This window comes from Neptunicoccus cionae, assembly GCF_002860325.1.
In the GTDB taxonomy this organism is placed as follows: Bacteria; Pseudomonadota; Alphaproteobacteria; order Rhodobacterales; family Rhodobacteraceae; genus Amylibacter; species Amylibacter lutimaris.
The window spans coordinates 18,099-41,173 of record NZ_PKOJ01000007.1 but is presented as its reverse complement, the minus strand read 5'-3'; the positions used below and the strand labels follow the sequence as shown (position 1 = coordinate 41,173).

The 23,075-nt window shown below is 56.2% G+C and carries 19 protein-coding genes, 1 tRNA gene and 1 pseudogene; 12 read left to right on the top strand and 9 right to left on the bottom strand.

Translation table 11 applies throughout. The features are described from left to right. Nucleotides 1-94: 94 nt before the first annotated feature. Both queA and C0U40_RS15395 read right to left on the bottom strand, forming a co-directional pair. Entirely contained in the window at nucleotides 95-1,153 is a 1,059-nt protein-coding gene (gene queA / locus C0U40_RS15400) for a tRNA preQ1(34) S-adenosylmethionine ribosyltransferase-isomerase QueA (RefSeq protein WP_101656701.1), read from the bottom strand. Between the two features lie 75 nt (nucleotides 1,154-1,228). After that, nucleotides 1,229-4,516, bottom strand: coding sequence for a YhdP family protein (locus tag C0U40_RS15395; RefSeq protein WP_101656700.1), 3,288 nt, complete (start codon nucleotides 4,514-4,516; stop codon nucleotides 1,229-1,231). A 141-nt stretch (nucleotides 4,517-4,657) separates the two neighbouring features. Here C0U40_RS15395 and bcp point away from each other — a divergent pair, with 141 nt between their 5' ends. The 4 genes from bcp to C0U40_RS15375 all read left to right on the top strand — a co-directional run bounded on the left by bcp (nucleotide 4,658) and on the right by C0U40_RS15375 (nucleotide 7,924). Continuing rightward, entirely contained in the window at nucleotides 4,658-5,119 is a 462-nt protein-coding gene (bcp, locus tag C0U40_RS15390) for a thioredoxin-dependent thiol peroxidase (protein ID WP_101656699.1), read from the top strand. Continuing rightward, complete coding sequence (locus C0U40_RS15385) at nucleotides 5,116-5,928, top strand: ferritin-like domain-containing protein (protein WP_101656698.1); 813 nt, start codon at nucleotides 5,116-5,118, stop codon at nucleotides 5,926-5,928. The genes bcp and C0U40_RS15385 overlap by 4 nt, the downstream gene beginning before the upstream one ends. 144 nt (nucleotides 5,929-6,072) lie before the next feature. Beyond that, entirely contained in the window at nucleotides 6,073-7,410 is a 1,338-nt protein-coding gene (locus C0U40_RS15380; protein ID WP_101656905.1) for a DUF5930 domain-containing protein, read from the top strand. Next, the gene (locus C0U40_RS15375) at nucleotides 7,400-7,924 is read left to right on the top strand and encodes a bactofilin family protein (protein ID WP_101656697.1); all 525 of its coding nucleotides are present in this window, start codon (nucleotides 7,400-7,402) and stop codon (nucleotides 7,922-7,924) included. Before C0U40_RS15380 ends, C0U40_RS15375 begins: the two co-directional genes overlap by 11 nt. Before the next feature lie 132 nt (nucleotides 7,925-8,056). Here C0U40_RS15375 and C0U40_RS15370 read toward each other — a convergent pair whose 3' ends face one another. From C0U40_RS15370 to C0U40_RS15360, 3 genes are all read right to left on the bottom strand, one after another. Continuing rightward, nucleotides 8,057-8,512, bottom strand: coding sequence for a c-type cytochrome (locus tag C0U40_RS15370; protein WP_101656696.1), 456 nt, complete (start codon nucleotides 8,510-8,512; stop codon nucleotides 8,057-8,059). A 147-nt stretch (nucleotides 8,513-8,659) separates the two neighbouring features. Beyond that, the gene (locus C0U40_RS15365; RefSeq protein WP_101656695.1) at nucleotides 8,660-9,886 is read right to left on the bottom strand and encodes a hypothetical protein; all 1,227 of its coding nucleotides are present in this window, start codon (nucleotides 9,884-9,886) and stop codon (nucleotides 8,660-8,662) included. Nucleotides 9,887-10,145: 259 nt separating this feature from the next. Beyond that, nucleotides 10,146-10,233 (bottom strand) — tRNA-Ser (locus C0U40_RS15360). 262 nt (nucleotides 10,234-10,495) lie between these two features. Here C0U40_RS15360 and C0U40_RS15355 point away from each other — a divergent pair. From C0U40_RS15355 to C0U40_RS15325, 7 genes are all read left to right on the top strand, one after another. After that, nucleotides 10,496-11,404 carry an SPOR domain-containing protein gene (locus C0U40_RS15355; RefSeq protein WP_286135027.1) on the top strand — a complete coding sequence of 303 codons (909 nt, stop codon included), beginning with the start codon at nucleotides 10,496-10,498 and terminating at the stop codon, nucleotides 11,402-11,404. A 122-nt stretch (nucleotides 11,405-11,526) separates the two neighbouring features. Continuing rightward, nucleotides 11,527-12,654, top strand: a complete 1,128-nt coding sequence (locus C0U40_RS15350; protein WP_101656694.1) for a D-alanyl-D-alanine carboxypeptidase family protein — start codon at nucleotides 11,527-11,529, stop codon at nucleotides 12,652-12,654. Then, complete coding sequence (gene tmk / locus C0U40_RS15345; protein ID WP_101656693.1) at nucleotides 12,655-13,278, top strand: dTMP kinase; 624 nt, start codon at nucleotides 12,655-12,657, stop codon at nucleotides 13,276-13,278. After that, nucleotides 13,275-14,396 (top strand): DNA polymerase III subunit delta', encoded by a 1,122-nt coding sequence (locus C0U40_RS15340; protein ID WP_101656903.1) that lies wholly within the window; start codon nucleotides 13,275-13,277, stop codon nucleotides 14,394-14,396. Before tmk ends, C0U40_RS15340 begins: the two co-directional genes overlap by 4 nt. Nucleotides 14,397-14,419: 23 nt before the next feature. Next, nucleotides 14,420-15,220: a TatD family hydrolase gene (locus C0U40_RS15335; protein ID WP_101656692.1), complete on the top strand. Its 801-nt coding sequence runs from the start codon at nucleotides 14,420-14,422 to the stop codon at nucleotides 15,218-15,220. Beyond that, complete coding sequence (locus C0U40_RS15330; protein WP_101656691.1) at nucleotides 15,220-16,020, top strand: MBL fold metallo-hydrolase; 801 nt, start codon at nucleotides 15,220-15,222, stop codon at nucleotides 16,018-16,020. Before C0U40_RS15335 ends, C0U40_RS15330 begins: the two co-directional genes overlap by 1 nt. Nucleotides 16,021-16,033: 13 nt before the next feature. Continuing rightward, on the top strand, nucleotides 16,034-16,972 hold the full coding sequence (locus tag C0U40_RS15325) for an AEC family transporter (protein WP_101656690.1): 939 nt from the start codon (nucleotides 16,034-16,036) through the stop codon (nucleotides 16,970-16,972). 66 nt (nucleotides 16,973-17,038) lie between these two features. Here the strand turns inward: C0U40_RS15325 and C0U40_RS15320 are convergent. The 4 genes and pseudogenes from C0U40_RS15320 to C0U40_RS15305 form a co-directional block, all read right to left on the bottom strand. Then, nucleotides 17,039-17,860: pseudogene (locus tag C0U40_RS15320) on the bottom strand (ABC transporter permease); the annotation flags it as partial. Between the two features lie 36 nt (nucleotides 17,861-17,896). Further along, the gene (locus C0U40_RS15315) at nucleotides 17,897-19,201 is read right to left on the bottom strand and encodes an ABC transporter permease (protein ID WP_101656689.1); all 1,305 of its coding nucleotides are present in this window, start codon (nucleotides 19,199-19,201) and stop codon (nucleotides 17,897-17,899) included. 78 nt (nucleotides 19,202-19,279) lie between these two features. Beyond that, nucleotides 19,280-20,380, bottom strand: a complete 1,101-nt coding sequence (locus C0U40_RS15310) for an extracellular solute-binding protein (protein ID WP_101656688.1) — start codon at nucleotides 20,378-20,380, stop codon at nucleotides 19,280-19,282. A gap of 92 nt (nucleotides 20,381-20,472) precedes the next feature. After that, a complete protein-coding gene (locus tag C0U40_RS15305; RefSeq protein ID WP_101656687.1) occupies nucleotides 20,473-21,564 on the bottom strand; it encodes an ABC transporter ATP-binding protein in 1,092 nt (363 codons plus the stop codon). A 426-nt stretch (nucleotides 21,565-21,990) separates the two neighbouring features. Between C0U40_RS15305 and C0U40_RS15300 the strand changes: the two genes are divergently transcribed. Then, on the top strand, nucleotides 21,991-22,914 hold the full coding sequence (locus C0U40_RS15300; RefSeq protein WP_101656686.1) for a Hint domain-containing protein: 924 nt from the start codon (nucleotides 21,991-21,993) through the stop codon (nucleotides 22,912-22,914). The last annotated feature ends 161 nt before the right edge of the window (nucleotides 22,915-23,075 follow it).

Sequence of the window (23,075 nt, the reverse complement as noted above, 5' to 3'; positions counted from 1 at the left end):
ACCGCTTTGAATTTTGCCAGCCATATGGGATTCGCCTGTCATGGTACAAGACAAACACGACACCTTTGGCAAGCTATTCGCCTCCTTGCGCAGCTTACCGCCGTTCAGGCAAGAGAAGAGAGCTGTCGCCGTAGGAAAAGAAGCGGTATTTCTCTGCGATCGCATGCGCGTAAACGGATTTGATCGTATCCACCCCCATCAGGGCGCTGACCAGCATCATCAGCGTCGATTTCGGCAGATGGAAATTCGTGATCAGCCCGTCTGTCACGGCGAATTCGAAACCGGGCTTGATGAAGATATCGGTTTCCCCGACCCAGGGGGCAATCTCGCCGGTGTCGCGGGCGGCGGTTTCGATCAGGCGCAGGGCTGTGGTGCCAACCGGAATAACCCGCCCGCCCTGTGCTTTGGTCTGCGCGATTTCGGCAGCGGCCTGTTCGTCTACCCTGCCCCATTCCGCATGCATCTTGTGATCGCTGACATCATCCACCTTCACCGGAAGAAATGTTCCGGCCCCGACGTGAAGGGTCACTTTGGTGAAAGTCACGCCCGTATCCGCAAGCGCATCCAGTATTCCCTGATCGAAATGCAGCGAAGCTGTCGGCGCGGCAACGGCACCGGAATTTTGGGCAAAAACCGTTTGATAATCCTGCGCGTCTTGCGCGTCAGCAGCCCGTTTTGCAGCGATATAGGGCGGCAGCGGCATAGCGCCTAAAGCTGCCAGTTGTGCGTCGAACGCGGGCCCGGACAGGGAAAACCGTAACCGCAGCCCGTCCGCGCTCTTGTCGAGCACTGTGGCTGACAGTTCCGGCGAAAAGGCGATTTCCTCTCCCACCCGAACCCGTCGTCCCGGTTTGGCCAGTGCCATCCAGTCGCCCTGCCCGTCCAGCGACAACAGGGTCACTTCAACCGCCGCAAAGGTTTCGCCCTGATCGGACATGCGCCGCCGCTTGCCGTTCAACCGCGCGGGAATGACCTTTGTGTCATTCAGAACCAGACGATCCCCCCGCCGCAGGAACTTGGGCAAATCGTAAAAGTGATGGTCCGACAGAGCCGTGCCCTCGGCCAGCAACAGGCGCGAGGACGGGCGTGGTTTGGCCGGACGCAATGCGATCAGGCTTTCGGGCAGGTCAAAATCAAAATCAGAGAGTTTCATGGCCCTGCCCATGCCCAAACCCGCGCCGGAGTGCAACTATTTTTGCACTCATTGCGACGGAGGCGCATTTAACGTTCATTGCGATGGTGGTGCGGGCGGCTGGGTGCGGAAAATCTCACGGAAGGCGCCGGGTGTGAGGATTGATAGCGGGTTGACCGAAACCTTCGGATTGTCCGCAGGACCTTGCATCCTGTAGGTAAAGCTGAACATGCCTTCCCCTTTACGCCGCCCCATCAACGGGCCGAATAGGCGTTCGAAAATGCCGTTTACAGCGTAAAGAGGCGTGACAACGCCCTCGAAGTTAACCGATTTACGGGCCGTGTCATACCATCCGTCCAGCGTCATTCCCATTGAAGGCCCGACGGCGCTGATCCTTTCCAGCTTTACCCCGTTGGAGCGCAGTTTGAATCCGCCTTCAACAGTGTTGAAATGGATTCCTTCCCCTTCCAATTGCTGCAGCAGACCGACAACCGAAATCGCGTTCAGCAGCCCCGCCATCGCTGAGGCATCCCGTAAACGGGTGCGCGATATATTCAGGTTGCCGTCGTAATTCCCGTCGCCCGAACGGGGCACCAGCACCAGACGCAACTCTCCGCCCCGTGCGTTCTTCAAAAGTCCGGCAGATTGCAGCGCACCGCCGGCGTCCTTGCTGCTCAGTTCCAACGCTGTGCCATGGGACTGAGGGAACAGCTTGCCGTCCACCCGCGTGCCCCCGTTGATCCGCCCTACGAAACTGCCCCGCAAACCTTGGGCAGTGGTCAGCTTGCCAGAAAAAGAGCTCAGGGTCAGGCTGTCGGTTATACGGACCTGATCCAAAGCCAGTTTGATCGTGGAGTTGCCGGACCCACCGGATTGCCCGCCGTCCGCTGCATCGTCCAGAAAACGCAGGTCAGCACGCCCTCCGTTGACAGAGATATTGGCGCTGCCATTCCCCTGCGGCGTCAGAATTGCCGAAGTGTCAAGCCAGCGTCCAACCGAAACACTGTCGAAACGGGCGCGGCGCAAACTTCCGTCAGGGTTCAGATCCAATGTTCCTTCGGCTGCCAATCCCGGCGCGCGAAAAGCGATCCGATCCACTTGCGGCTGGTCTCCCAACTGGCCCGTTATATCCAGACTCCCCGCGGTTCCTGCGGCTTTGGACCAGTTAAGCGCAGGAATCGACAGTCGCGCCCCTTGCAAATTCGACGACAATTCAAATACCGGTGCCGCCCCTTTCCGAAGGGTAACATCCATCGCCCCCCTTGCCTGACCGCGGATCGTTCCATCGGGCAATTGAATGCCCAGAGAACGCAGGTTTTGATCCGACAGATCGAATTGCGCAAAAACTGTGCTTTCTTTTGGAACATCCTTGCCAAAAGCCTGTTTCCAGCGGGCAGTCACGGGTACAGCATCCAGCACCGCATCCCCCGAAAGGGTCACCCCTTGGTCTGTAATCTGCGCTTCCAGCACATCTGCCGTCAGGGATTTTCCTTTGATCAAGGTGTGAGAATGCAAATCCGTCAACCGGGCAGTCAGATCCATTTTCACATCACTGGTCTTGGCGTCTTTATCAAGCGGCAGTTTGAAGGTGCCCTGCACAACAGCCTGCCCTTCGGCAATATCCTCGGACAGCCCGACCTTTTTCAGAAACTGAAATTTTTCCACGTTCAAAAGGGCGAGTGCAGCCCCCACGCTCCCCTTTGCACTTAGCGTGATCTCACCGGGAGACGGGCGCTGGTGGATGTCAGGAATGAACAGGGATGATCCGGCCACATCAACTTCGGTCCCGTTTGGGGCCACCACATAGCCGCTGCTCAGATCGAGCCTCAAGTCCTTGTGGGTGAGATAGCCAAATCCGACACCCTCTTGCAATCGAGGAACGGTTTTTAAAAAGCGGAAGTTCGCGTCTTCGATGCCGAAGTTGAACGCATATTCGTACTCACCGGAATAGGATCGCATACCACCGCCAAAATTCACGATCTGCCCTTGCGAAACATTCTCGTTCATCCAGCGGCGCGTTTTTTCAACGACCGGTTTCGGCCAGAGCTGTTTCAATCGCGCCAGCCCGATCCGGTTCACATCCACATCGTAGCTGTTTTCCCAATATGTTTCCCCCGCAACCGACCTGCCCTTGATCTTGATGGTTGTGTCTGCGTCAAAAACAGCCAGCCGGCCGACCTCGATTGTAAGCGGGGAAAAGGAAACGCGCGCATCAAGGGCGGCAGCAGACAGGCCCACGTCCTGATCGAACAGGTCCGGACGCTGGATGTTGATATCAGACAGGCGCAATTGCCCCGAAAGAGCGTCCACGCTTCCGGAAACGCTACGGTGCATCTGGGCAAAGCCGGTGGCTTGCAGAGCACCGGAACTGGTTTCCAGATCGACCTGCGTCAGGTTGAGAGTGTCTTTCTCGTGATTGTAATCAAAATAGACTTTGGCCTGACTGAAGGTAAGCGGCTGACTGTCCGGCGTTTCCGCCAAAGCCCCTTCCGACAACTGCAATACACCGTGAAGATCACCAAGGGTTCCGTCACCGGACAGGCTCGCGCGGACAGAGCCTGACAAGGTGGTCTCCAGATTGCGCAACCAGTCGAACGCCTGAAAAAGATCCGCGATTTCCGAAGGCGCGGCCTGTGCAAACTGAAAGGAAACAGTCGCCTCTTCGGAACCGAGCACGTAGTCACCGTTCAGGATCATCGTAGCCGTCTTGAGTTTGGCCGCATTCGACTGCGCGCCACCGTCCGTGCCGCTGAGCGCCAGTTCTGCACGACCCGACAACCGGTCCCCGTCCCGTGTGATTGTCAGCGTTGAATTGGCAAGAACCCAAGACCGGCCCGATGCGCGGTCCAGATAGGTCACTTCCGTATCGAACAAGGCAATCTTTTTCAGGCTCCGCAGGCCGACCCTTGTCTGAAGCCCGTCCAGCAGGGCCAGCACATCAAGCCCTTCAGTCAGCCCCGCGCCATCTCCGAACAGGGTGATCGTACCATCCTCTGCCCGTTCCAGAGACAGTTCCGATCCGACAATTCCGATATCTTCCGGGGCGACCCGACCGTGCAACAGCGACAACAGCGAAAAACGTGTACGCAGTTCCGGCACAACCAGCAGCGTCCGGCCTTCGGCATCCGCAATCTCTACATCCCGCAACTGGATACTGTTGCCCACGCCCTGAGCACCGGACGTCAGGGACACACCGCCGATCAACACAGTTTCATCGGCCATCTGGGCGTTCAGGCGGTCCTGAACGAAGGCTTGCATCAAGGGGACTTCAACCGGACCGTTGCGCAACAGAATGCTCACCACGCCAACGCAAAGCACCGTCAGAACGATGCCCGCCATCAGCATGGCCATTCCGGCCACCAGAACATGTCTAATCCAGATCAATGCCTCTCCGCTCGTCTTTTACCGGCAACAGTGACATGCGGTTATTTTCCACACTTGATCTCTGCGCGCCCACCCTATTTACGTGACCGGGCCGCTGATACCAGCGCCAGTTTAACAAGTTTTTGCGAACGGGGGATACAAATGCCTGAAATCGGTGAAAAAGCGCCTATGTTCACACTGCCACGGGACGGAGGCGGAACCGTGTCCCTTTCGGATTATGCCGGACGCACTGTGGTTCTATATTTTTATCCACGAGACAACACACCGGGTTGCACCAAGGAAAGCATCGGCTTTAGCGAGAAAGCCGCAGAATTCGAAGCCGCCGGCGCCGTGATCATTGGGGTTTCCAAGGACAGCGTCGCCAGCCATGACAAATTCGTAGCCAAACACAACCTCGGCGTCACGCTGGTTTCCGACGAATCCGGAACGTTGTGCGAAGATATGGGCGTCTGGGTCGAAAAAAACATGTACGGCAAGAAGTTCATGGGAATCGAACGTGCCACCTTCCTGATCGATGGGCACGGTGTAATCCGTGAAATCTGGCGCAAGGTGAAGGTTCCCGGCCATGTGGACGCGGTTCTGGACGCGGTAAAAGCCCTATGAGCCAGCCGACCCTGACAGAACTGGCCTGCTCGGTCCTGAATACGGCTGACGGGCGTGAGAAAACAGCCAAAAGCCATGCCGCCGCTGCCTTGTGGTTTTCCATGAAAGAGGCCGGCACCCCGCTGGAAATCGGCAACAGCCAGCCACCGGATTTTCCCGCCCGGCCCGACGCGCCCGAATTGCTACCGCCAAACAAAGTTCCCCGCCGCAGGCTCGGCACGGTTGAGGGCCGCAATACCTTGATCCATGCGATCGCCCATATCGAACTTAATGCGGTGGATTTGCACTGGGACATCATCGCGCGGTTTGCCCATGTCAGAATGCCATCGGGATATTATGACGACTGGGTGAAAGCCGCAGATGAAGAAAGCAAGCATTTCAACCTGTTGTGTGACCGTCTTGAAGCATTGGGCAGTTATTACGGCGCCTTCGCGGCCCATGCGGGCATGTGGCGCGCCGCGCAGGAAACCGCAGAAGACTTTATGGGACGGCTGGCCATTGTGCCGATGGTGCTGGAAGCCCGCGGACTGGACGTTACCCCGGGCATGATCCAGCAGTTTAAATCCGCCAAGGATGCCGAAACCGTCAGTGCACTGGAAGTTATCTATGCCGAGGAAGTCGGCCATGTGGCCTATGGCTCCAAGTGGTTCCACTTCTTGTGCGGGCGTCACGACATCGACCCGAAGGACGAATTTCACCGCCTCGTGCAGCGTTATTTTCCGGGCGGGTTGAAGCCGCCGTTCAACGACGAAAAACGCGCCGAGGCCGGACTGCCGCTGGATTTCTACTGGCCCATGGCAGGTGAATAACACCCCGATTGGCGGAAACCTGCGGAGCGGGCAAGAAAATCTTGCCTGTTTCCAAAGGGTTTTGTAAACCACTGGGGTGTTCTGAAACAAGCCGAGCAACGGTCCCGACAAAGGGTGCCAGAATACAGAGGCTAAGGGAAAATGATGAACGGACCGTTTGCAAAACTGAACGCGCTGCTTGCACGCCATGTGCCCGAGCAACGTATTTACATGCGCACAGAGCGCACCACCCGTTACTTTCGGGCGACCCCTCTGTTCCAGACAGCGGTCGGCGCGGTTATTACGGTAACCGTCTGCTGGACCGTTATTGCGACATCTACGCTGATGATCGACCGGATCAGTGCACGATCCGACAAAACGCAGGCGCAGGTGATGCAGCGCGCCTACGAGGCACGTCTGAACGAACTGAGCAAGGAACGTGACACCCGCGCATTGGAAGCCCAGACTGCGCAGGACCGTTTTTACATCGCACTGGAACAGATTTCCCAACAACAGAGCGAATTGCTTCAGGCCGAAGAAGAACGCCGTGAACTGGCGACTGGCCTGAAAATCATGCAGAAAAAACTGCAGGTGGCCATCAAGGAACGGGATGAGGCGCAAAAGCAATCCGATAGTGTGATGGCCGAAATGCAGGCCGTTACCGGAAGTCTCAGCACCAAGCTGGGCAGCGCAAACGACACCGAAGAAACACTGACAACAATGGCCCGGGCGCTTGAAGCTACGGTTCAGCAACGGGACCAACTGGAAACCACGGCTGAAGAACTTTACACGCAGATGTCCGAAATGTCGCTGGCCCAACAGTTGAAGGAACAGCAAACCGCACGGATCTTTGCCCGCCTAGAACAGGCCGTCGATGTTACGCTTGGCCCGCTCCAGCAGGCGCTCAGCAATGCCGGAATCAACACCGACAGTATTCTTGACGAAATGCGTCGCACCCATTCGGGCACCGGCGGACCACTGACAGCGCTTTCCATTTCCACCAAAGGGGATGCTGCAAACCAGCTGAGCCGCGACGCGGTCGATATTCTGGATAAAATGGATCGCGTCGGTCTGGCTAAAATGGCTGTTTCCAAGCTGCCTCTCTCGTTTCCGGTTGATGGCGGCTATCGCAACACCTCGGGGTTCGGCTATCGTCGCGACCCGAAAACCGGCGGGCGCCGAATGCACAAGGGCAATGATCTGGCCGGCGCACGCGGGACGGCGATCCTGGCCACCGGTGACGGGGTCGTTACCTTTGCAGGCCGCCAGAGCGGTTATGGAAAGCTCGTCAAAATCCGCCACGTGCGTGGTTTTGAAACTTATTACGCCCACATGAGCAAAATTCGCGTGAAGTCCGGTCAAAGGGTCTCGCGCGGAGAGCGAATTGGTGATATGGGCAACACGGGCCGGTCCACCGGCGTGCATCTTCACTATGAGGTGCGCATAAATGGTACTGCAGTTAACCCCTCTAAATATATGAAGGCAGCTAGAAATGTTTTCTAAAAGCAAAATCAGTGAGACCAACAAGCCGGCCCCCTCGGCAGAAGCGAACAAACCCTCCGGTGCGGCCCCTGCCTCGCCCCCTTCCAAGCCAGCAACGCCGCCAACACCGGCTTCTGCACCTTCTACGCCGCCAAAGGCCAAACCTCCGGCCTCGTCCCTGTCTTCCGATCTGACGATCACAGGCAACCTGCAAACGACTGGCGACATTCAGATCGAAGGCAAGATCAAAGGCGACATCCGCGCCCATCTGCTGACTGTTGGCGAAGGCGCCACCGTTGAAGGTGAGATCATGGCTGACGATGTCGTTGTCAACGGTCGTGTGATCGGACGTGTACGCGGTTTGAAAGTACGTCTGACTTCATCCGCACGGGTTGAGGGTGACATCATCCACAAGACAATCGCCATCGAGAGCGGCGCCCACTTCGAAGGGTCCGTACAGCGTCAGGAAGATCCGCTTAACGCTGGTAGCGCTGCTGCGGCCAAACCTGCGGCAAGCACGCCAAACAACGGCTAATCGCACGTTCCTATATGTGCGCAGAGGCAATGCTTTGCCTCTTTCCAACTACAAAACAGCCGCCGGATATTCTTCCGGCGGCTGTTTTGTTTCAGATCATAAGCGATACATCACGGTGCCTGACGTTCAGTCCTACAATTCCTCTGCCAGATAGGCGAGCAAATCGTTAATGTCCTTGTCCTTTTTCAAACCGGCAAAGGTCATTTTGGTTCCGGGCACGAAATCCTTCGGTTTGTGAAGATATTGCGTCAGGGTTTCAGGTGTCCAGACGATCCCCGAATTGATCATCGCATCCGAGTACCGGAACCCTTCCACTTCTGCCGCCGGGCGGCCGAACAATCCAGCCAGTGAGGGTCCGACGCCGTTCTTACCGGCCTCAAGCTTGTGACAAGCTTTACACTTGTTAAAAACCCGCTTGCCCTTTTTCGCGTCACCATCAATCACCACTTTCGCGACTTCGGACTCTGCGGCGACGGTCGCTGTTCCAGTCTGCGTCGTTGCGGTTGTTTCTTCGGCTACTGCAATCCCGCCCAAGCTAAGGAGGATGCTTGCGGTGGTGGCAACACCCCAGATACGGTTTGACTTCATCAGAATATCCTTTCCCCTGATCGGCTAACCTTAAACCGAACCTAGCATTCCACCGGTGCGGGGCTAGAGACAAAAAACGCTTGGGGCTATTCTGCCGCAGGAGACCGGCTGTACCCGCAACCTCTGCATTACAGGCTCGACCCTGCGTCAGGCAGCGGATTCCTGATTGAGCTGCAACAGAAGTTTGGGACGTTTTGTAGAGGTCTCACGATGTTTCAAGGTTGCTGCAACATCGCGGCCCTTAACAAATCCGACAGTATCCGGAGCCACTGGCATCTGTGCCAGACGGCTTTCAGGAGTGGTGCGAGGCGTATCTACACGCGCAGTGACAGCCGCCGGAATTGCGCGGCGCACCACGGGGCGGATCAGTTTTGTAAACAGGACCAGCAACAAGGTGTTGGCAGCAATCGACAAGGCAAAAATCATGCCAAGATCAACGATGACGCTCCACAGAACGTTGGAGTTATGAGCCAGACCGCTGGCCGCAGCGCTGGCAAATTCGTAGGGCGTAGCGTTCACAGCCAGAGTAGCGGTATAATCTCTGTAAAGCTCGCCCAGTGCCAACAGGATCAGGCAAGTCACGGTCAGTGGCAGCATCTGTAAGGAAATGTGCAAACTACGGGCCGAAAGTGACGTACGGGTTTCAGACCGCGCCAGACGGTTTGCCACGCAGATAACCGAAAACACCAGCGACGCCGGAATACTAAGCTTCAGAATAGTCATAAACTCCGGCCCGAAGACCACCAGAGACAACCCGAAAATTCCGATATTCGCGCCAATCAGTTCACGCCGGAAGAATTCGGAAAAATCCTGTGAGACTTTGGGGCGGTGAAGGTTGCGCGCACGGTCCTCCGTTCCGGCAGAGTCAGCAATTTCTTCAGCTGTTTCTTCAGCAAGAGTGGCAATTTTTGCATACTGGCGCAAATGGCATGCGACAGCCAGCCGGAAGACAATCTTTGAAAAAGTAACGAAGAGCAGAACCGCAGCCAACAGGCCGCAGACGGCGGTTACCAATGTGTCAAATCGGGCTGATGCCGCCAAGCCGTTGAACTGTTCCCAAGTATCCAGAAGGTGCCCGCTGGCCAGTTGCAAGGCAGCCTCTCCGGCAAAAGTGACCGCAACAAAAATAAAGGCAAGCGCCCAACCCCGGTTCCCGTCAACCTCCTGACCTTCGCTGCGGGCGTACATCGCTGCCACAGGCAATTGGGTCACAAGGACAAGCCCGAAAGACAGCAAAAGCCGGTCGATTTGCAGGCCGAAATGTTCGTAAGCAAGAAACGTCAGCAGGTAAGAGGCTGCAAGAACGATCAGAACAAGGGCGGATTGTGTAAGCACATAGGAGTAGAAAGGCCTATTGGAAGGATTGGCAAACATAAACTGTCCTTGGGATTCGGTATGCGGTGTCGTTTTTCTTTCTTGTCGTAGGGTTTTGGTAAGTTCCAATTTGGGCCAAAAAAGGACGGAAATCGGGCAGCGTCCTAAAATCTCAACTTCTAGAAACAGCAATTTTCGGTAAATTTCGCTCAATTTTCTGTCAAAATCGGCCCGAAAAGTGCGAGTTTGGGCGATTCAACCCCTGCGGGAATTTTGCACAACTATAGGTTATTTTGTGAAAGATACACCATTGTCAGGCTGGCGGAGAGACAGGGATTCGAACCCTGGGAGGCTCTCACCTCAACGGTTTTCAAGACCGCCGCATTCGACCACTCTGCCACCTCTCCGCTTTTCGGGTGCCTGCATGTCGCGTGCTTGGGTTTCGTAATTGCGCGCGCGCCAAACTGCAAGCCCATTTTTTTCTCGGCAACAGGCTGCTGGTTTCTGGGCGTCCGGGGATTAACAGGCTTCCATAACAAAGTGCTTTATGGTTAGGGTATGATCAAAACCCGCGACACAGCGGGATGAGGCGGAACATTAACGCGGTGTTTGACTTTGAACCGGCGCCAGATCGGTGAAGCAGATTCCGCGACCAAGGAGACAGGCAAGATGATCTGGACAGGCAACATGAGCAACGGTAATTTTTCTTCATCCAAAAGCAAACTGGTTTTCGCACTGCTGGCAGGCGTAGCCCTTGCAGGCTGTGAGGATGGCGGATTTGAGGGAATGAACCTCGGGTTTGGCAAGAAAGACGCGGAAGCAACCGAAGCCTTAGCAGAGGTCACACCGGGTTCGGGCAAACCGATTAAACTGGTCGAACGCGACGTTGAAGCCCCAGAAGTCTTCGAAAAGAACGAAAACGCCTTGTGGGATGGCCGCCCTTCACTTGGTGGTGTCTGGATCGCACACCCTGACAGCAAACAGCCCGAACGGGTCATCATTCGCAACGAAAGCAATGGTAAATTTGTCGTTGGCGCCCTGTTCCGCCGGGAACGGGACAATCCGGGCCCGAACCTGCAACTGTCTTCCGAGGCAGCTGCTGCCCTTGGTGTTCAGGCAGGTTCTCCGACCAAGCTGCGCGTCACTGCATTGCGCAAGGAAACCATCGACGAAAATGCAGAAATGGATGCGGACGTTGAAAGCAACGTTACAGAGAACGTCACAGCTGTAGCGCTGGATGCGCCAGCTGAGGATGATCTTGCAGCCAAGGCCCGTGCATCCGTTCAAGCGGCAGAAACCAAGCCGAAACCAGCAGCCAAACCGGCCGCCGCCCCGAATTCTGTAAAGGGTGCAAAATACGCACAAATCGGATTTTTCAGCGTCGAGTCGAATGCCAAGGCCAATGTGGACCGTCTGAAAAAGAATGGCGTTCCGGCGAAGATCGTTAAGTCCACCACCAATGGCAAGGCCTTCTGGCGGGTTCTCGCCGGTCCGGCAAGCTCTGCCAGTGAACAGCGCCAGCTGCTCAACATGGTAAAAGGGCAAGGGTTCGCCGATGCCTACATGGTGTCAGGTTGACGTCTTCCGGAATGGATGGCAGCGTTAAGCGATAAGACAATGTAACCCCGAACAGTACTGATCCCCGTTCCCTGACTACAGGGATGGGGCTTCCCATCTGTTTCGTTCCAACGGAGCGCGGCATGCGACCTAAATTCCTACTACGCGCGGCAGCTATCTGGCTGGCCACCACCCTGCCCGTCTCGGCCTTTGACACAATTGCAAGTTCGGCACTGGTGCTGGACCAGGCCAGCGGCACTGTGCTTTTGGCAAAAGAAGCGGATATCCCGATCCCACCGGCTTCCATGTCCAAACTGATGACACTCAACATGCTGTTCGAGGCCTTGCAGGACGGGCGCGTGAATCTCGATACCGAATTTACCGTGTCGCAAAAAGCGTCCCAAAAGGGCGGCTCCAAGATGTTCGTCAAACAGGGCGACCGGATTACCGTCGAGAACCTGATCCGCGGTATCATTGTGCAATCCGGCAATGATGCCTGTATCGTGGTTGCTGAAAATCTCGCGGGCTCCGAAGCGGATTTTGCACGGATCATGACCGCGCGTGCACGAAAACTCGGAATGAACGAAAGCACCTTTGCCAATGCGACGGGCTGGCCCGATCCCAACCACCGGATGAGCGCGCGGGATCTGGTCACGCTGGCCAATCGCCTGATGACCCAATTTCCGGAATATTACGGCTATTTTGCCGAAGAGTCCTTCACTTGGGCCAATATCACCCAAAAGAACCGCAATCCGCTGCTGGACAAGGGTATCGGAGCGGACGGCTTGAAGACAGGCCATACCGAAGAGGCAGGTTACGGGCTTGTCGGCACCGCCCGTCAGGACGACCGTCGCGTGATCCTGATGATCTCGGGGCTGAACACTGCAGATGAACGCGCCCGCGAGGCCGAGCGTCTGATGAACTGGGCCTTCCGGCAATTTACACAGGAGACCCTTCTCAAAGCGGGAAAGAACGTCGCCCAAGCAGAAGTCTGGTTGGGCGCAGAGACGACTGTCGGGCTGGAAGTTGCAGATGACATTTCCGCATTGATCCCCTATTCCTCCCGTGACGAAATCAAAATGAGCGTCACATACGAGGGGCCTATTCAGGCGCCGATTGCCAAAGGAACTGAATTGGGCGTGTTGAATATCGAAATTCCGGACCTTCCGTCCCAAAGGTACCCTGTTTATGCCTCCAGCGACGTGCAATATGCCGGATTGATGAAACGTCTGAAAGTTTCCGCTCAAAAGCTCCAAGGGGCTTTGCGGTAAGTGAAGGGCGGATTTTTTATTACATTTGAAGGCATTGACGGGTCCGGCAAAACCACCCAGTCGCGCCTTCTGGCAACTTTGTTGCGGGATTACGGCCAGGATGTGCTACACACCCGCGAGCCGGGCGGTTCCGAAGGGGCCGAAGATATCCGCCGCCTTCTGGTGGAAGGAGACCCGAACCGCTGGTCCCCCGAAACCGAAATCCTGCTGTTCACGGCTGCCCGCCGCGATCATCTGGAGCGCACCATCCGTCCAGCCCTTGAAGCAGATCAAGTGGTGATCTGCGACAGGTTCGCGGACAGCACCCGCGTTTATCAGGGTGCGGCGCGGGCGGAATTGCGCACGACAGTGGACCGCCTCCACGATCTGATGATTGCAAAGGAACCCGACCTGACTTTCATCATCGATATGGACCCTGAAATCGCGCTCGGGCGCGGACTGGCGCGGCATTCCGGTGAGGACCGTTTTGAAGATATGGGCCTTGGATTTCAGGAGAAGCTGCGTGAAGGGTTTCTCGGGCTTGCGAAACAGTTTCCCGACCGCTGCCATGTGATTGACGGGAACCAGTCCCCCGCATCCGTATCCGGTGAAATCCAGACCGTGGTTGAACAATGGCTGTCATAACGGCCGAGGAAATCCCCGAACCGGATCGCGCCGAGGGTGCCCCTCACCCGCGGGAGACCGGTATTCTGGTTGGACAGGCTCAGGCCGAGGCAGCTTTCCTTTCGGCCTATAACGGCGGGCGGATGCACCATGCGTGGATGCTGACCGGACCGCGCGGCGTAGGTAAGGCAACGCTGGCATGGCGGATTGCAAAATTCCTGCTGGCCCAGCCGGAAGATGACGGCGGCATGTTCGGCGCCCCTCCTCCACCCGAAAGTCTTGATGCGGACCCGAACCATCCGGCCGTGCGCCGTGCCATGTCCTTGGGCGAGCCGCGCCTGTTTTTGTGCCGCCGCCCTTGGGACGACAAGGCCAAGCCACCGCGTTTGAAGAAAGAGATTACCGTCGATGAGGTGCGCAAGCTTAAAAGCTTCTTCGCGCTCTCCGCGGCGGATGGCGGCTGGCGCGTGGCGATTGTGGACGACATTGACCTGATGAATGTCAGCGCTGCCAATGCACTTCTTAAAATCCTAGAAGAACCACCCGAAAAGACAGTTCTGCTGCTGGTTAGCCACCAGCCCGCCCGCCTGTTGCCCACAATCCGGTCCCGCTGCCGCGACCTGCGCTGCACGGCCCTTTCGCCCCAAGATCAGTCCGACGCTCTGATGGCCGCTGGTCTGGAAATTGGCAGCGATCCGGCGCTTGCCGAACTTTCCGGCGGGTCTGTTGGCGCGGCACTGCGGCTGGCCCACGGGGACGGTGCACAACGATACAGTGCACTAGTGGCCCTCATGGAACAGGCACCCGGACTTGATCGTGGTCAGGCTACAGCCATTGCCGAGAAATGCGGAGGTGCTGCCAATGCGGAAAACTACGACATCACTGTTCTGCTGATCGACCTTCTCTTGACCAGACTGGCGCGGTATGGCGCCCTGCAACCGGCCGTCTGGACTGAAGCCGCTCCTCATGAGGCACGGATGCTGGCCAAACTGGCCCCAAACAGCGCTGCTGCCCGCAAATGGGCCAATCTTGCACAAGAGTTATCGGCCCGTGTCGGTCATGCCCGTGCGGTTAACCTTGACCCCTCCGGCGTGATCCTTGATATGTTGCTAAAACTTGACGAAGCGGCGCGCCTTTGATCGCGCGCCAGTAGGCAGATCACATGACACCACAGATTGTAGACAGCCATTGCCATCTGGATTTTCCGGATTTCGACGGCGAACGAGACGAAATTATCAAACGCGCCCATGATGCAGGTGTAACACGAATGGTCACGATCTGCACCAAGCTGGAGAACGAACCAACCGTACGCGGGATTGCCGAAGCCTATGACTCTGTGTTTTATGCCGCCGGTATCCACCCGATGAGCGCGGCAGATTACGATCTCGTCCCGACAGAACGTCTGATTGAACTGACCCGCCACCCCAAAATGGTCGGGATCGGGGAAACCGGACTGGATTATCATTATACGGCGGATACGGCACAGATTCAGAAAGACAGCCTGCGCAACCATATTGCTGCGGCGCGGGAAACCGGACTGCCCCTGATCATCCATGCCCGCGCAGCGGATGACGATATGGCCCGCATCCTGACCGAAGAATACCGCAACGGCGCCTACAGCTGCGTGATGCACTGCTTTTCTTCCGGTATGGAACTGGCCAAAGCCGCCCTTGATCTGGGGTTTTACCTGTCGATGAGCGGCATCGCGACCTTCAAGAAAAGTCAGGAATTGCGGGATATTTTCGCCGCTGTGCCGCTCGACCGGGTGCTGGTTGAAACCGATGCTCCGTATCTTGCGCCTACGCCTTATCGTGGCAAGCGGAACGAGCCGGCCTACACCGCCAATACGGCTCGGACCGGAGCCGAGATCTTCGGGCTCGACTACGCAGAGTTTGCCGCACAAACCACCGCCAATTTCGATCGGCTGTTTGGCAAGGCGGCACTCTATAAGGCAGCTGCCTGATGGCAGAGTACATCTTTACCATTCTGGGCTGCGGATCATCAGGTGGCGTGCCGCGGATCGGCGGCAACTGGGGAGATTGTGATCCGGCCAATCCGAAAAACGCTCGACAGCGCTGTTCCATGCTGGTGGAGCGTATCACGGATGCCGGCACGACGACGGTTCTGATTGATACCTCTCCGGATTTGCGCCGCCAGCTTCTGGATGCCGAAGTCAGCGCGCTGGATGCGGTGATCTATACCCACGACCACGCCGATCACACCCACGGGATCGACGACTTGCGTATGGTCGTTTTCAACATGCGCAAGCGTCTGCCGATCTGGGCCGACGCGACAACGCAAACCACCCTGCGCCAGCGCTTTGGTTACACTTTCGAACAGGTGCCAGGAACGCTTTACAAACCGATCCTTGAAATGAACGACATGACCGGCCCCGTCACCATTGACGGCGAAGGCGGCGCGATCACCTTCACCCCGTTTCTGGTGGATCACGGGCCGATTCAGGCAAACGGCTTTCGCATTGATGACATTCTGGCTTATCTGCCGGATGTCTCTGCAATGAACGAAACCGCTTGGAAAGCGGTAGCGGATCTGGAGTGCTGGGTCGTGGACGCCCTGCGCCGTGAGCCCCATCCGACCCATTCCCACCTGTCCCAAACGCTCGACTGGATCGAGCGGGCCGCGCCCAAACAGGCGGTGCTGACCAATATGCACGTGGATCTGGATTATGAAACCCTGTGCGGGGAAACCCCCGATCACATTACGCCGGCTTTTGACGGCATGAAAATCAGGCTCTCTGTCTGAAGAAGAAGATCAAATGATAGAAGTCTTTACAGTTGTCCTGCCGGTGTTTCTTGTCGTCGGCGCAGGATACGCTGCTGTGTATTTCAAGCTCTTTCCGGATGACTATGCTGACGCACTGATGAAGTTCACCCAGAACTTTGCCATTCCTTGCCTGCTCTTCGGCGCGATTGCAAAACTCGACCTGTCGTCCGTCTTTCAATTCCGCATTCTGGGCAGCTTTTACGCAGGCTCCATCAGTTGTTTCACACTCGGGTGTCTCGGGGCTGTCTACATTTTCAAACGCCGTCCGGGTGAGGCGGTTGTGCTGGGCTTTTGTGCGCTCTTTGCCAATTCGGTCCTGCTGGGCTTTCCAATTGTCGAACGGGCCTTCGGAACCGAAGCGCTTGGCCCGATCACCGCGATTGTCGCGATCCATGCGCCGTTTTGTTATCTGCTAGGGATTACCACGATTGAACTGGTGCGCGCCGACGGGCGCAGCCTGCCCACGACAGCCAAAATCGTTGCCAAGGCCATGTTCAAGAATGCGCTGATGATCGGTCTCGCGCTCGGCTTTGTTGTGAACCTGACTGGCATGTGGCTTCCAGAGGGGCTCTGGGCTGCAACCGAGATGATGGCCCGCGCCGCCCTGCCCGCTGCGCTGTTCGGACTGGGGGCTGTTCTGGTTCGGTACGGGCTGTCCGCGAACGTGGGAGAGACAGCCTTCGTACTCACCCTACGTCTGGTGGTTCATCCGCTGATTGCGCTGATCATGGCAACGCAGGTCTTTGACCTTGATCCAGATATCACCCGCGTCGTGGTTCTGACCGCTGCAATGGCACCGGGCGTAAATGGCTATGTTTTCGCCAATATGTATGACCGCGCCAAAGGCAGCGCAGCCGGTGCCATCCTGCTTGGTACAGCGGGTGCGGTGTTCAGCGTTTCGATCTGGCTGGTTATCCTGCGCGCCCTTTGACCGCGCAAAGAAAAACGGGGCCTGCGAAAGCGGCCCCGTCCTGAATTCCAAACTCAGCGGTCCGGTTTAACCCGGTGACATGCCCCGCAGCCGTTCAGAGCGGCGGCGCAGCAGTTCGACCACTGTCAACAAGGCAATGGAAATCGCGATCAGGATTGTCGCCACCGCAAGGATTGTCGGGCTGATCTGTTCACGCAGACCGGTGAACATCTGCCACGGCAGGGTTTTCTGACCGGCAGAGCCGACGAACAGCACCACGACCACCTCATCAAACGAAGTGATAAAGGCAAACAGGCCGCCTGAGATCACACCGGGCAGGATCAGCGGCATCTGGATACGGAAGAAGGTGCGGACCGGCCCTGCCCCCATATTTGCCGCCGCCCGTGTGAGCGAGTTGTCAAAACCCACCAATGTCGCCGTCACGGTGATGATAACGAACGGAATGCCAAGGGCTGCATGGGCCATGACAACGCCCCAGTATGTGCCTTGAAGGCCAATACGGGAGTAGAAGAAGTACATACCCGCAGCCGAGATGATCAACGGTACGATCATTGGCGAAATCAGGATCGCCATAATTGCACGGCGGAATGGCACATGGGGCTGGCTCAGGCCGATCGCGGCCAGTGTGCCGAAGGACACCGACAGGAAAGTCGCCATCGGCGCGATCCGGAGCGAGTTTACAACCGCATTCTGCCAATCGGAGTTCGAGAAGAAATCACGGTAGTGTTTCAGCGAATACCCTTCGGGATCAAACCGCAGCATTTCCGGCGTGAAGGTAAAGAAATCCTCTGCATTAAAGCTGAGCGGCAGGATCACAAGGATCGGCACGATCAGGAACAGGAAGATCAGCGTGCAGATGGTGCGGAAGCCATAGTACCAGGCCCGTTGCAGCGGTGATGCGTAGATTGGAAGAGCCATATTACCTTACCCCAGTTTCACGTTATCAATGCCTACGAACTTGTCGTAGAGCCAGTACAGCCCGAGCACCACCACCAGCAGCAACGTCCCCAGAGCCGCCGCGAGGCCCCAGTTCAGGCTGGACGAAATGTGGTAAGCGATCCGGTTGGAGATGAAGACACCTTTTGTGCCGCCCACGATTTCCGGCGTGATATAATACCCGATCGACAGGATGAAGCACAGGATGGACCCCGCCCCGATACCCGGAACGGACTGCGGGAAGTAGACCCGCCAGAAGGCTGTCCAGTCATTCGCGCCCAGTGATTTCGCAGCCCGCACATAGGATGGCGGAATGGTTTTCATTACGGAAAACAGCGGCAGGATCATGAAGGGCAGCAGAATATGAGTCATCGCGATTATGGTGCCGGTCTGGTTGTTGATCAGTTCCAGCCGCGCGTTATCCGCCACCAGCCCGAGCCAGACCAGCGTGTCATTGATCACACCCTGTTGTTGCAGCAGAACCTTCCACGCCGAGGTGCGCACCAGAAGCGAGGTCCAGAATGGCAGCAGCACGAGGATCAGCAGCAGGTTGGAGGTGCGCAGTGGCAATGTCGCCAGCAGGAAGGCAATCGGATAGCCAAGCAAAATACAGCTGAAGGTGATGATCAGCGACATTTTCAGCGTGCGCAGCAACAGAGTATAGTAAATCTGTTCGTTCTCGGGCACCCGCTCGATACCCTCCGGCCCTTTGGTCAGATCCGCTGCGGCAAGGAAATAACCGTCAGTAAACCGTCCGGAGAAGGCTTTGATGGTCTGCCAGTTTTCGACATCCACCCATTTCTTGTTCATATCCTCGAACGCGGCGACGAAATCCGTCGTTTCTTCCACGTCCAGTCGCTTCACCTTGCGGCCCGTTTGGCGGAACAGGCTGGAAATACCAGATTGTTCGTAGTTCAGACGTGAGCCGAGCCGCGTGTGGCTTTTGTCCTCGACCGCCTCTTTCAAATCTAGAGCCATCGCTTTGAACGTGGCATTGTCTGGCAATTCTCCACTGGTTTCATCCCAGTCCTGCAAGGCAACTACCGTGCGGGGCAGAACGTCACCGACAATATTGTTTTCAACCGAGCGAAACAACATATCCGCAATCGGCGCGATAAAGGTGAGAAGAACAAAGATCAGCAGCGGTGCAATCAGGCCAAGCGCGCGTAATTTCTGACGACGCAGGCTTTTGGCGAGACTGGCTTTTAGGGGGCGTCCGTCGTTGCCCAGCACCGGACCGGTAACCGGTGCGGAATGGGCGATATCTTGGGAGCTGTCTGCTGTGTTTGCCATGATCTTAGTACTGTCCACCTGTTGAAACCATCGGGTTCAGGGTAACAGGGCGGCCCGAAAGCCGCCCTGTGTAATTAATTATTGAGCAAGCCAGGCTTGGAACTTCGCGTCGATGTCGTCGCGGTAGTCAGCCCAGAACTCGTAGTTATAAAGGAATGTGTTCTTGGCGTTCTCGGGATCTGTTGGCATGTGTGGCGCCATGTCGATACCCAGTTCGGCGTGCTTGCCTACCAGTGGTGCAGAGGACGCACGGGCCGGACCATAGGAGATGTATTTCGCCTGATCGGCCAGACGCTGTGTGTCTGTCGCGAACATGATATAGTCCAGTGCGGCTTGCTTGCGCTCGTCGCTCAGGTTTGCAGGGATGATCCAACCGTCAAGGTCGAACACCTGTGCGTCCCACATCATTTTAACCGGCTGTTTTTGCTCTTCGATCAGCGCAAACAGACGACCGTTATAGGTAGAACCCATCACGACTTCGCCGTCGGCCAGCAGTTGTGGCGTATCCGCACCGGCAGACCACCAGATCACTTCGTCCTTGATGGTGTCGAGCTTGGCCAGAGCCTGCTGCTGGCCTTCTTCTGTGCCCAGAACATCATAAACTTCGTCCTTGGCTACGCCATCACACAGCAGTGCCCACTCCATGTTGTTGATCGGACGCTTCTCAAGGCTACGCTTGCCAGGGAAGGCTTCCAGATCGAACACGTCACAGATGTTGCTTGGCTCTTTGCCGCCCCATGCGTCCACATCGGTACGATACGCGAATGTTGTGGAATACACGATCTGCGGGATAAAGCACTCGGATACCAGCAGGTCGCCGAAATCTTCAGAAGCTTTTGTACCGTCAGGCGCGTCTGCCAGCATTGTGTCCGGATCGATTTCCATCGCCAGACCTTCGTCACACAGACGGATCGCATCGGAAGCAACAACATCCACAACATCCCATGTTGTGTTACCGGCTTCGGCCATCGCACGCAGCTTGGCAACCGCTTCGGCGGAGCTTTCGTCGTTGATGATGTTTACGTCCGGGTTCGCCGCCATATAAGGCTGGTGATAGGCTGCATCCTGAGAGGCCGAATATGCACCGCCCCAAGAAACAATCGTCATGTCCTTAGCGCCAGCTGCAGATGCGGCGACAACGCCGGCTGCTGTGCTCAGAATAATAGACTTCATTTTCATAGAAACTTCTCCTTGTTTACATTTTACCCGTTATATCGTTGGTCCATCCGTCCACGGGTGCGGAACGGTCGGTGTTCTTTGGATTTTGTCCCTCAGGCGTCGAGCGCCCGACAGTCAGCTGTTTCCCAGCTGATCATGGTTTTTTCACCAACTTGCAGGTGTTTGTGACCCGCAGCGTTAGGAACTTTTACGACGAACTCGTCGTTCCCGTGCACGCTCATGCGGCACCGGATATGGTCGCCAAGATAGATCAGTTCCTTGACCTGTGCTTCCGTGGTGACGAGCCCTTCCTCTCCGCCCACATAAACCCGTTCGGGACGCAGCGACATGGTGGTGCGGCTGCCGGGGCCACCGCAGTTCACCGCAAGACCGCGCACTTTTGCGCCGTCGTCCAGCGTAATAGAGGCGACCCCGTCCGATACAGATTCAACTGTGCCCATCAAGGTGTTGTTTTCACCAATAAATTGCGCACAGAAGGAGTTTTCTGGGCGTTCGTAAAGATCTTCCGGCGGTGCCAGTTGCTGGATCACACCGTCGTTGAACACGGCAATCCGGTCTGACATCGTCAGCGCCTCGGACTGGTCATGGGTCACGTAGACCACGGTAATACCCAGATTTTCGTGGATGTGTTTAATCTCGAACTGCATGTGTTCGCGCAGCTGTTTGTCGAGCGCCCCGAGTGGTTCGTCCATCAGCACCAGTTCCGCATCAAACACCAACGCCCGCGCCAGCGCGATCCGCTGCTGCTGACCACCCGAAAGCTGTGCCGGACGCCGACCTGCAAAATCGCCCATCTGCACCATATCAAGGGCGCGTTTCACTTTGGCTTCCCGCTCTGACTTGCCCATCTTGCGCACTTCCAGTGGAAAGGCGAGATTTTCACCAACGGTCATATGGGGGAACAGGGCGTAGTTCTGGAACACCATGCCGATCCCGCGTTTATGCGGGGGAATATTGTTGATAGGATTGCCGCCCAGCAGGATATCCCCGCTTGTGGCTGTTTCAAACCCAGCGAGCATCATAAGACAGGTCGTCTTGCCGGACCCTGACGGGCCAAGCATTGTCAGAAACTCACCTTTTGCAATTTGTAAATTGAGATCTTTTACAACAAGAATCTCGCCATCGTAGCTTTTTTGAACGCGATCAAATACGACAAAAGCGTCGTCGTGCGAAGTTGCAGTCAAAACTATCTCCCAGTTGACTTTGCCAGGCCTGAAGACCCGTTTTTTAATTTGTGCGATCTGTACGACCGGAATTTTATCAGGCTGTTTTCAGCCTGTTTTTTTGTGTTCAGGCCATGAGACCCTGTTGGTATGCCCTCAGACTAAGCAAACATGACATGGAATAGCAACCGCCAAAAACGGCCTAGAAATACTAAATTGCGACACAGTGTCAGACATTTGGCTCTAGCCGGAGCCACTGCGGCCCCGCCGCGAAAACCGGCATGCACCGCTCTCGTTGGGCTTTCACGCTTCGAGAAAACCAAGTTTGAGCAAATTGCTGCCCCATTTGCGCCTCATTTGGCCCCCATCAATTTTTCAAAGCGCCGAATGCAAGAAATTTAAGTTGTTTAAACCCGAGGCGCATAATTTAGTGAGCGAGTATCGGATATGTCTGCAAATCTTCACAGCTACACAATTGCCGCAAATACCACTCCGTTTTCTCTGACCAAAGGCGGATTTGCTAACTTCCGCACTGGCATTTGCATTAAAAACAGCAAGATCCAAAAACTGACGAGCACACCGAAACCAAACGCAAACACCAGCGTTGCCCCGACCAAAGCACAGATTATCTGGGTGCTGCGGGATCGCTTCACGGATGAGGTTTTCACTGCGCGTCAGGATATTTCCAGCAACCACGCTGCGCTTTATTCCGAACTGGTCAGCGACAGACCGTTAATCGAAGATCACGTTTACGAAACAGTCAGCGTTTCCATGCCTCACACAGGTGAAAATCCTGTTAAAGAAGCAGATACACAGCAAAACAAGGCCCAGAACCGCCTTGGCATCGCACGTGGCACCCATGTTATGACCAGCCGTGGTGAAGTGCGGGTGGAAAACCTCGTCGCCGGTGACCGCGTTATCACACGGGATCGCGGAATGCAGGAAATTCGCTGGATCGGCTCTCATAACGTTAAGATTACACGGGACAACGCGCCAATTCTGTTCAGAAAAGGCGCGATCAAGAACGCCCGTGATCTGGTCGTCAGCGCGGACCAGCGTGTGGTTCTGAAAGGCGCCGAAGCCATGGCAGTTTACGGTGTGAAAGAGGTGCTCATCCCTGCCCGCATTCTGGTTGATGATGTAACAGTCATTCAGGCTGTCGGCGGAGAGATGGAGTTTTTCCAGATCGTGACAGACCGCCACGAAGTTATCTACACAGAGGCAGCCGCTTCGGAAAGTTTCATGCCCACTCCGGAAAATCTGGACCTGTTGCCCGAAGACAGCCGTGACGGTGTGCTAGAGACCTTCCCGGTTCTGCGGCGGCAACCCGATGCCTACGGCCCATGCGCCCGCGGTTTCATCGACGCCTGACAATATCGCTCTTAAACACAAAAAACACCGCTTCTCCCGGAGCGGTGTTTTTTTATGCGTGCACTCAGACTTGTAACACCTCAGGTCGCAAAACTTGCAACCCCGCCTGAAGGCAGATTAGGCCAAGAAGGCGTAAATCAGCGTGAAGCTGACAAACCCTA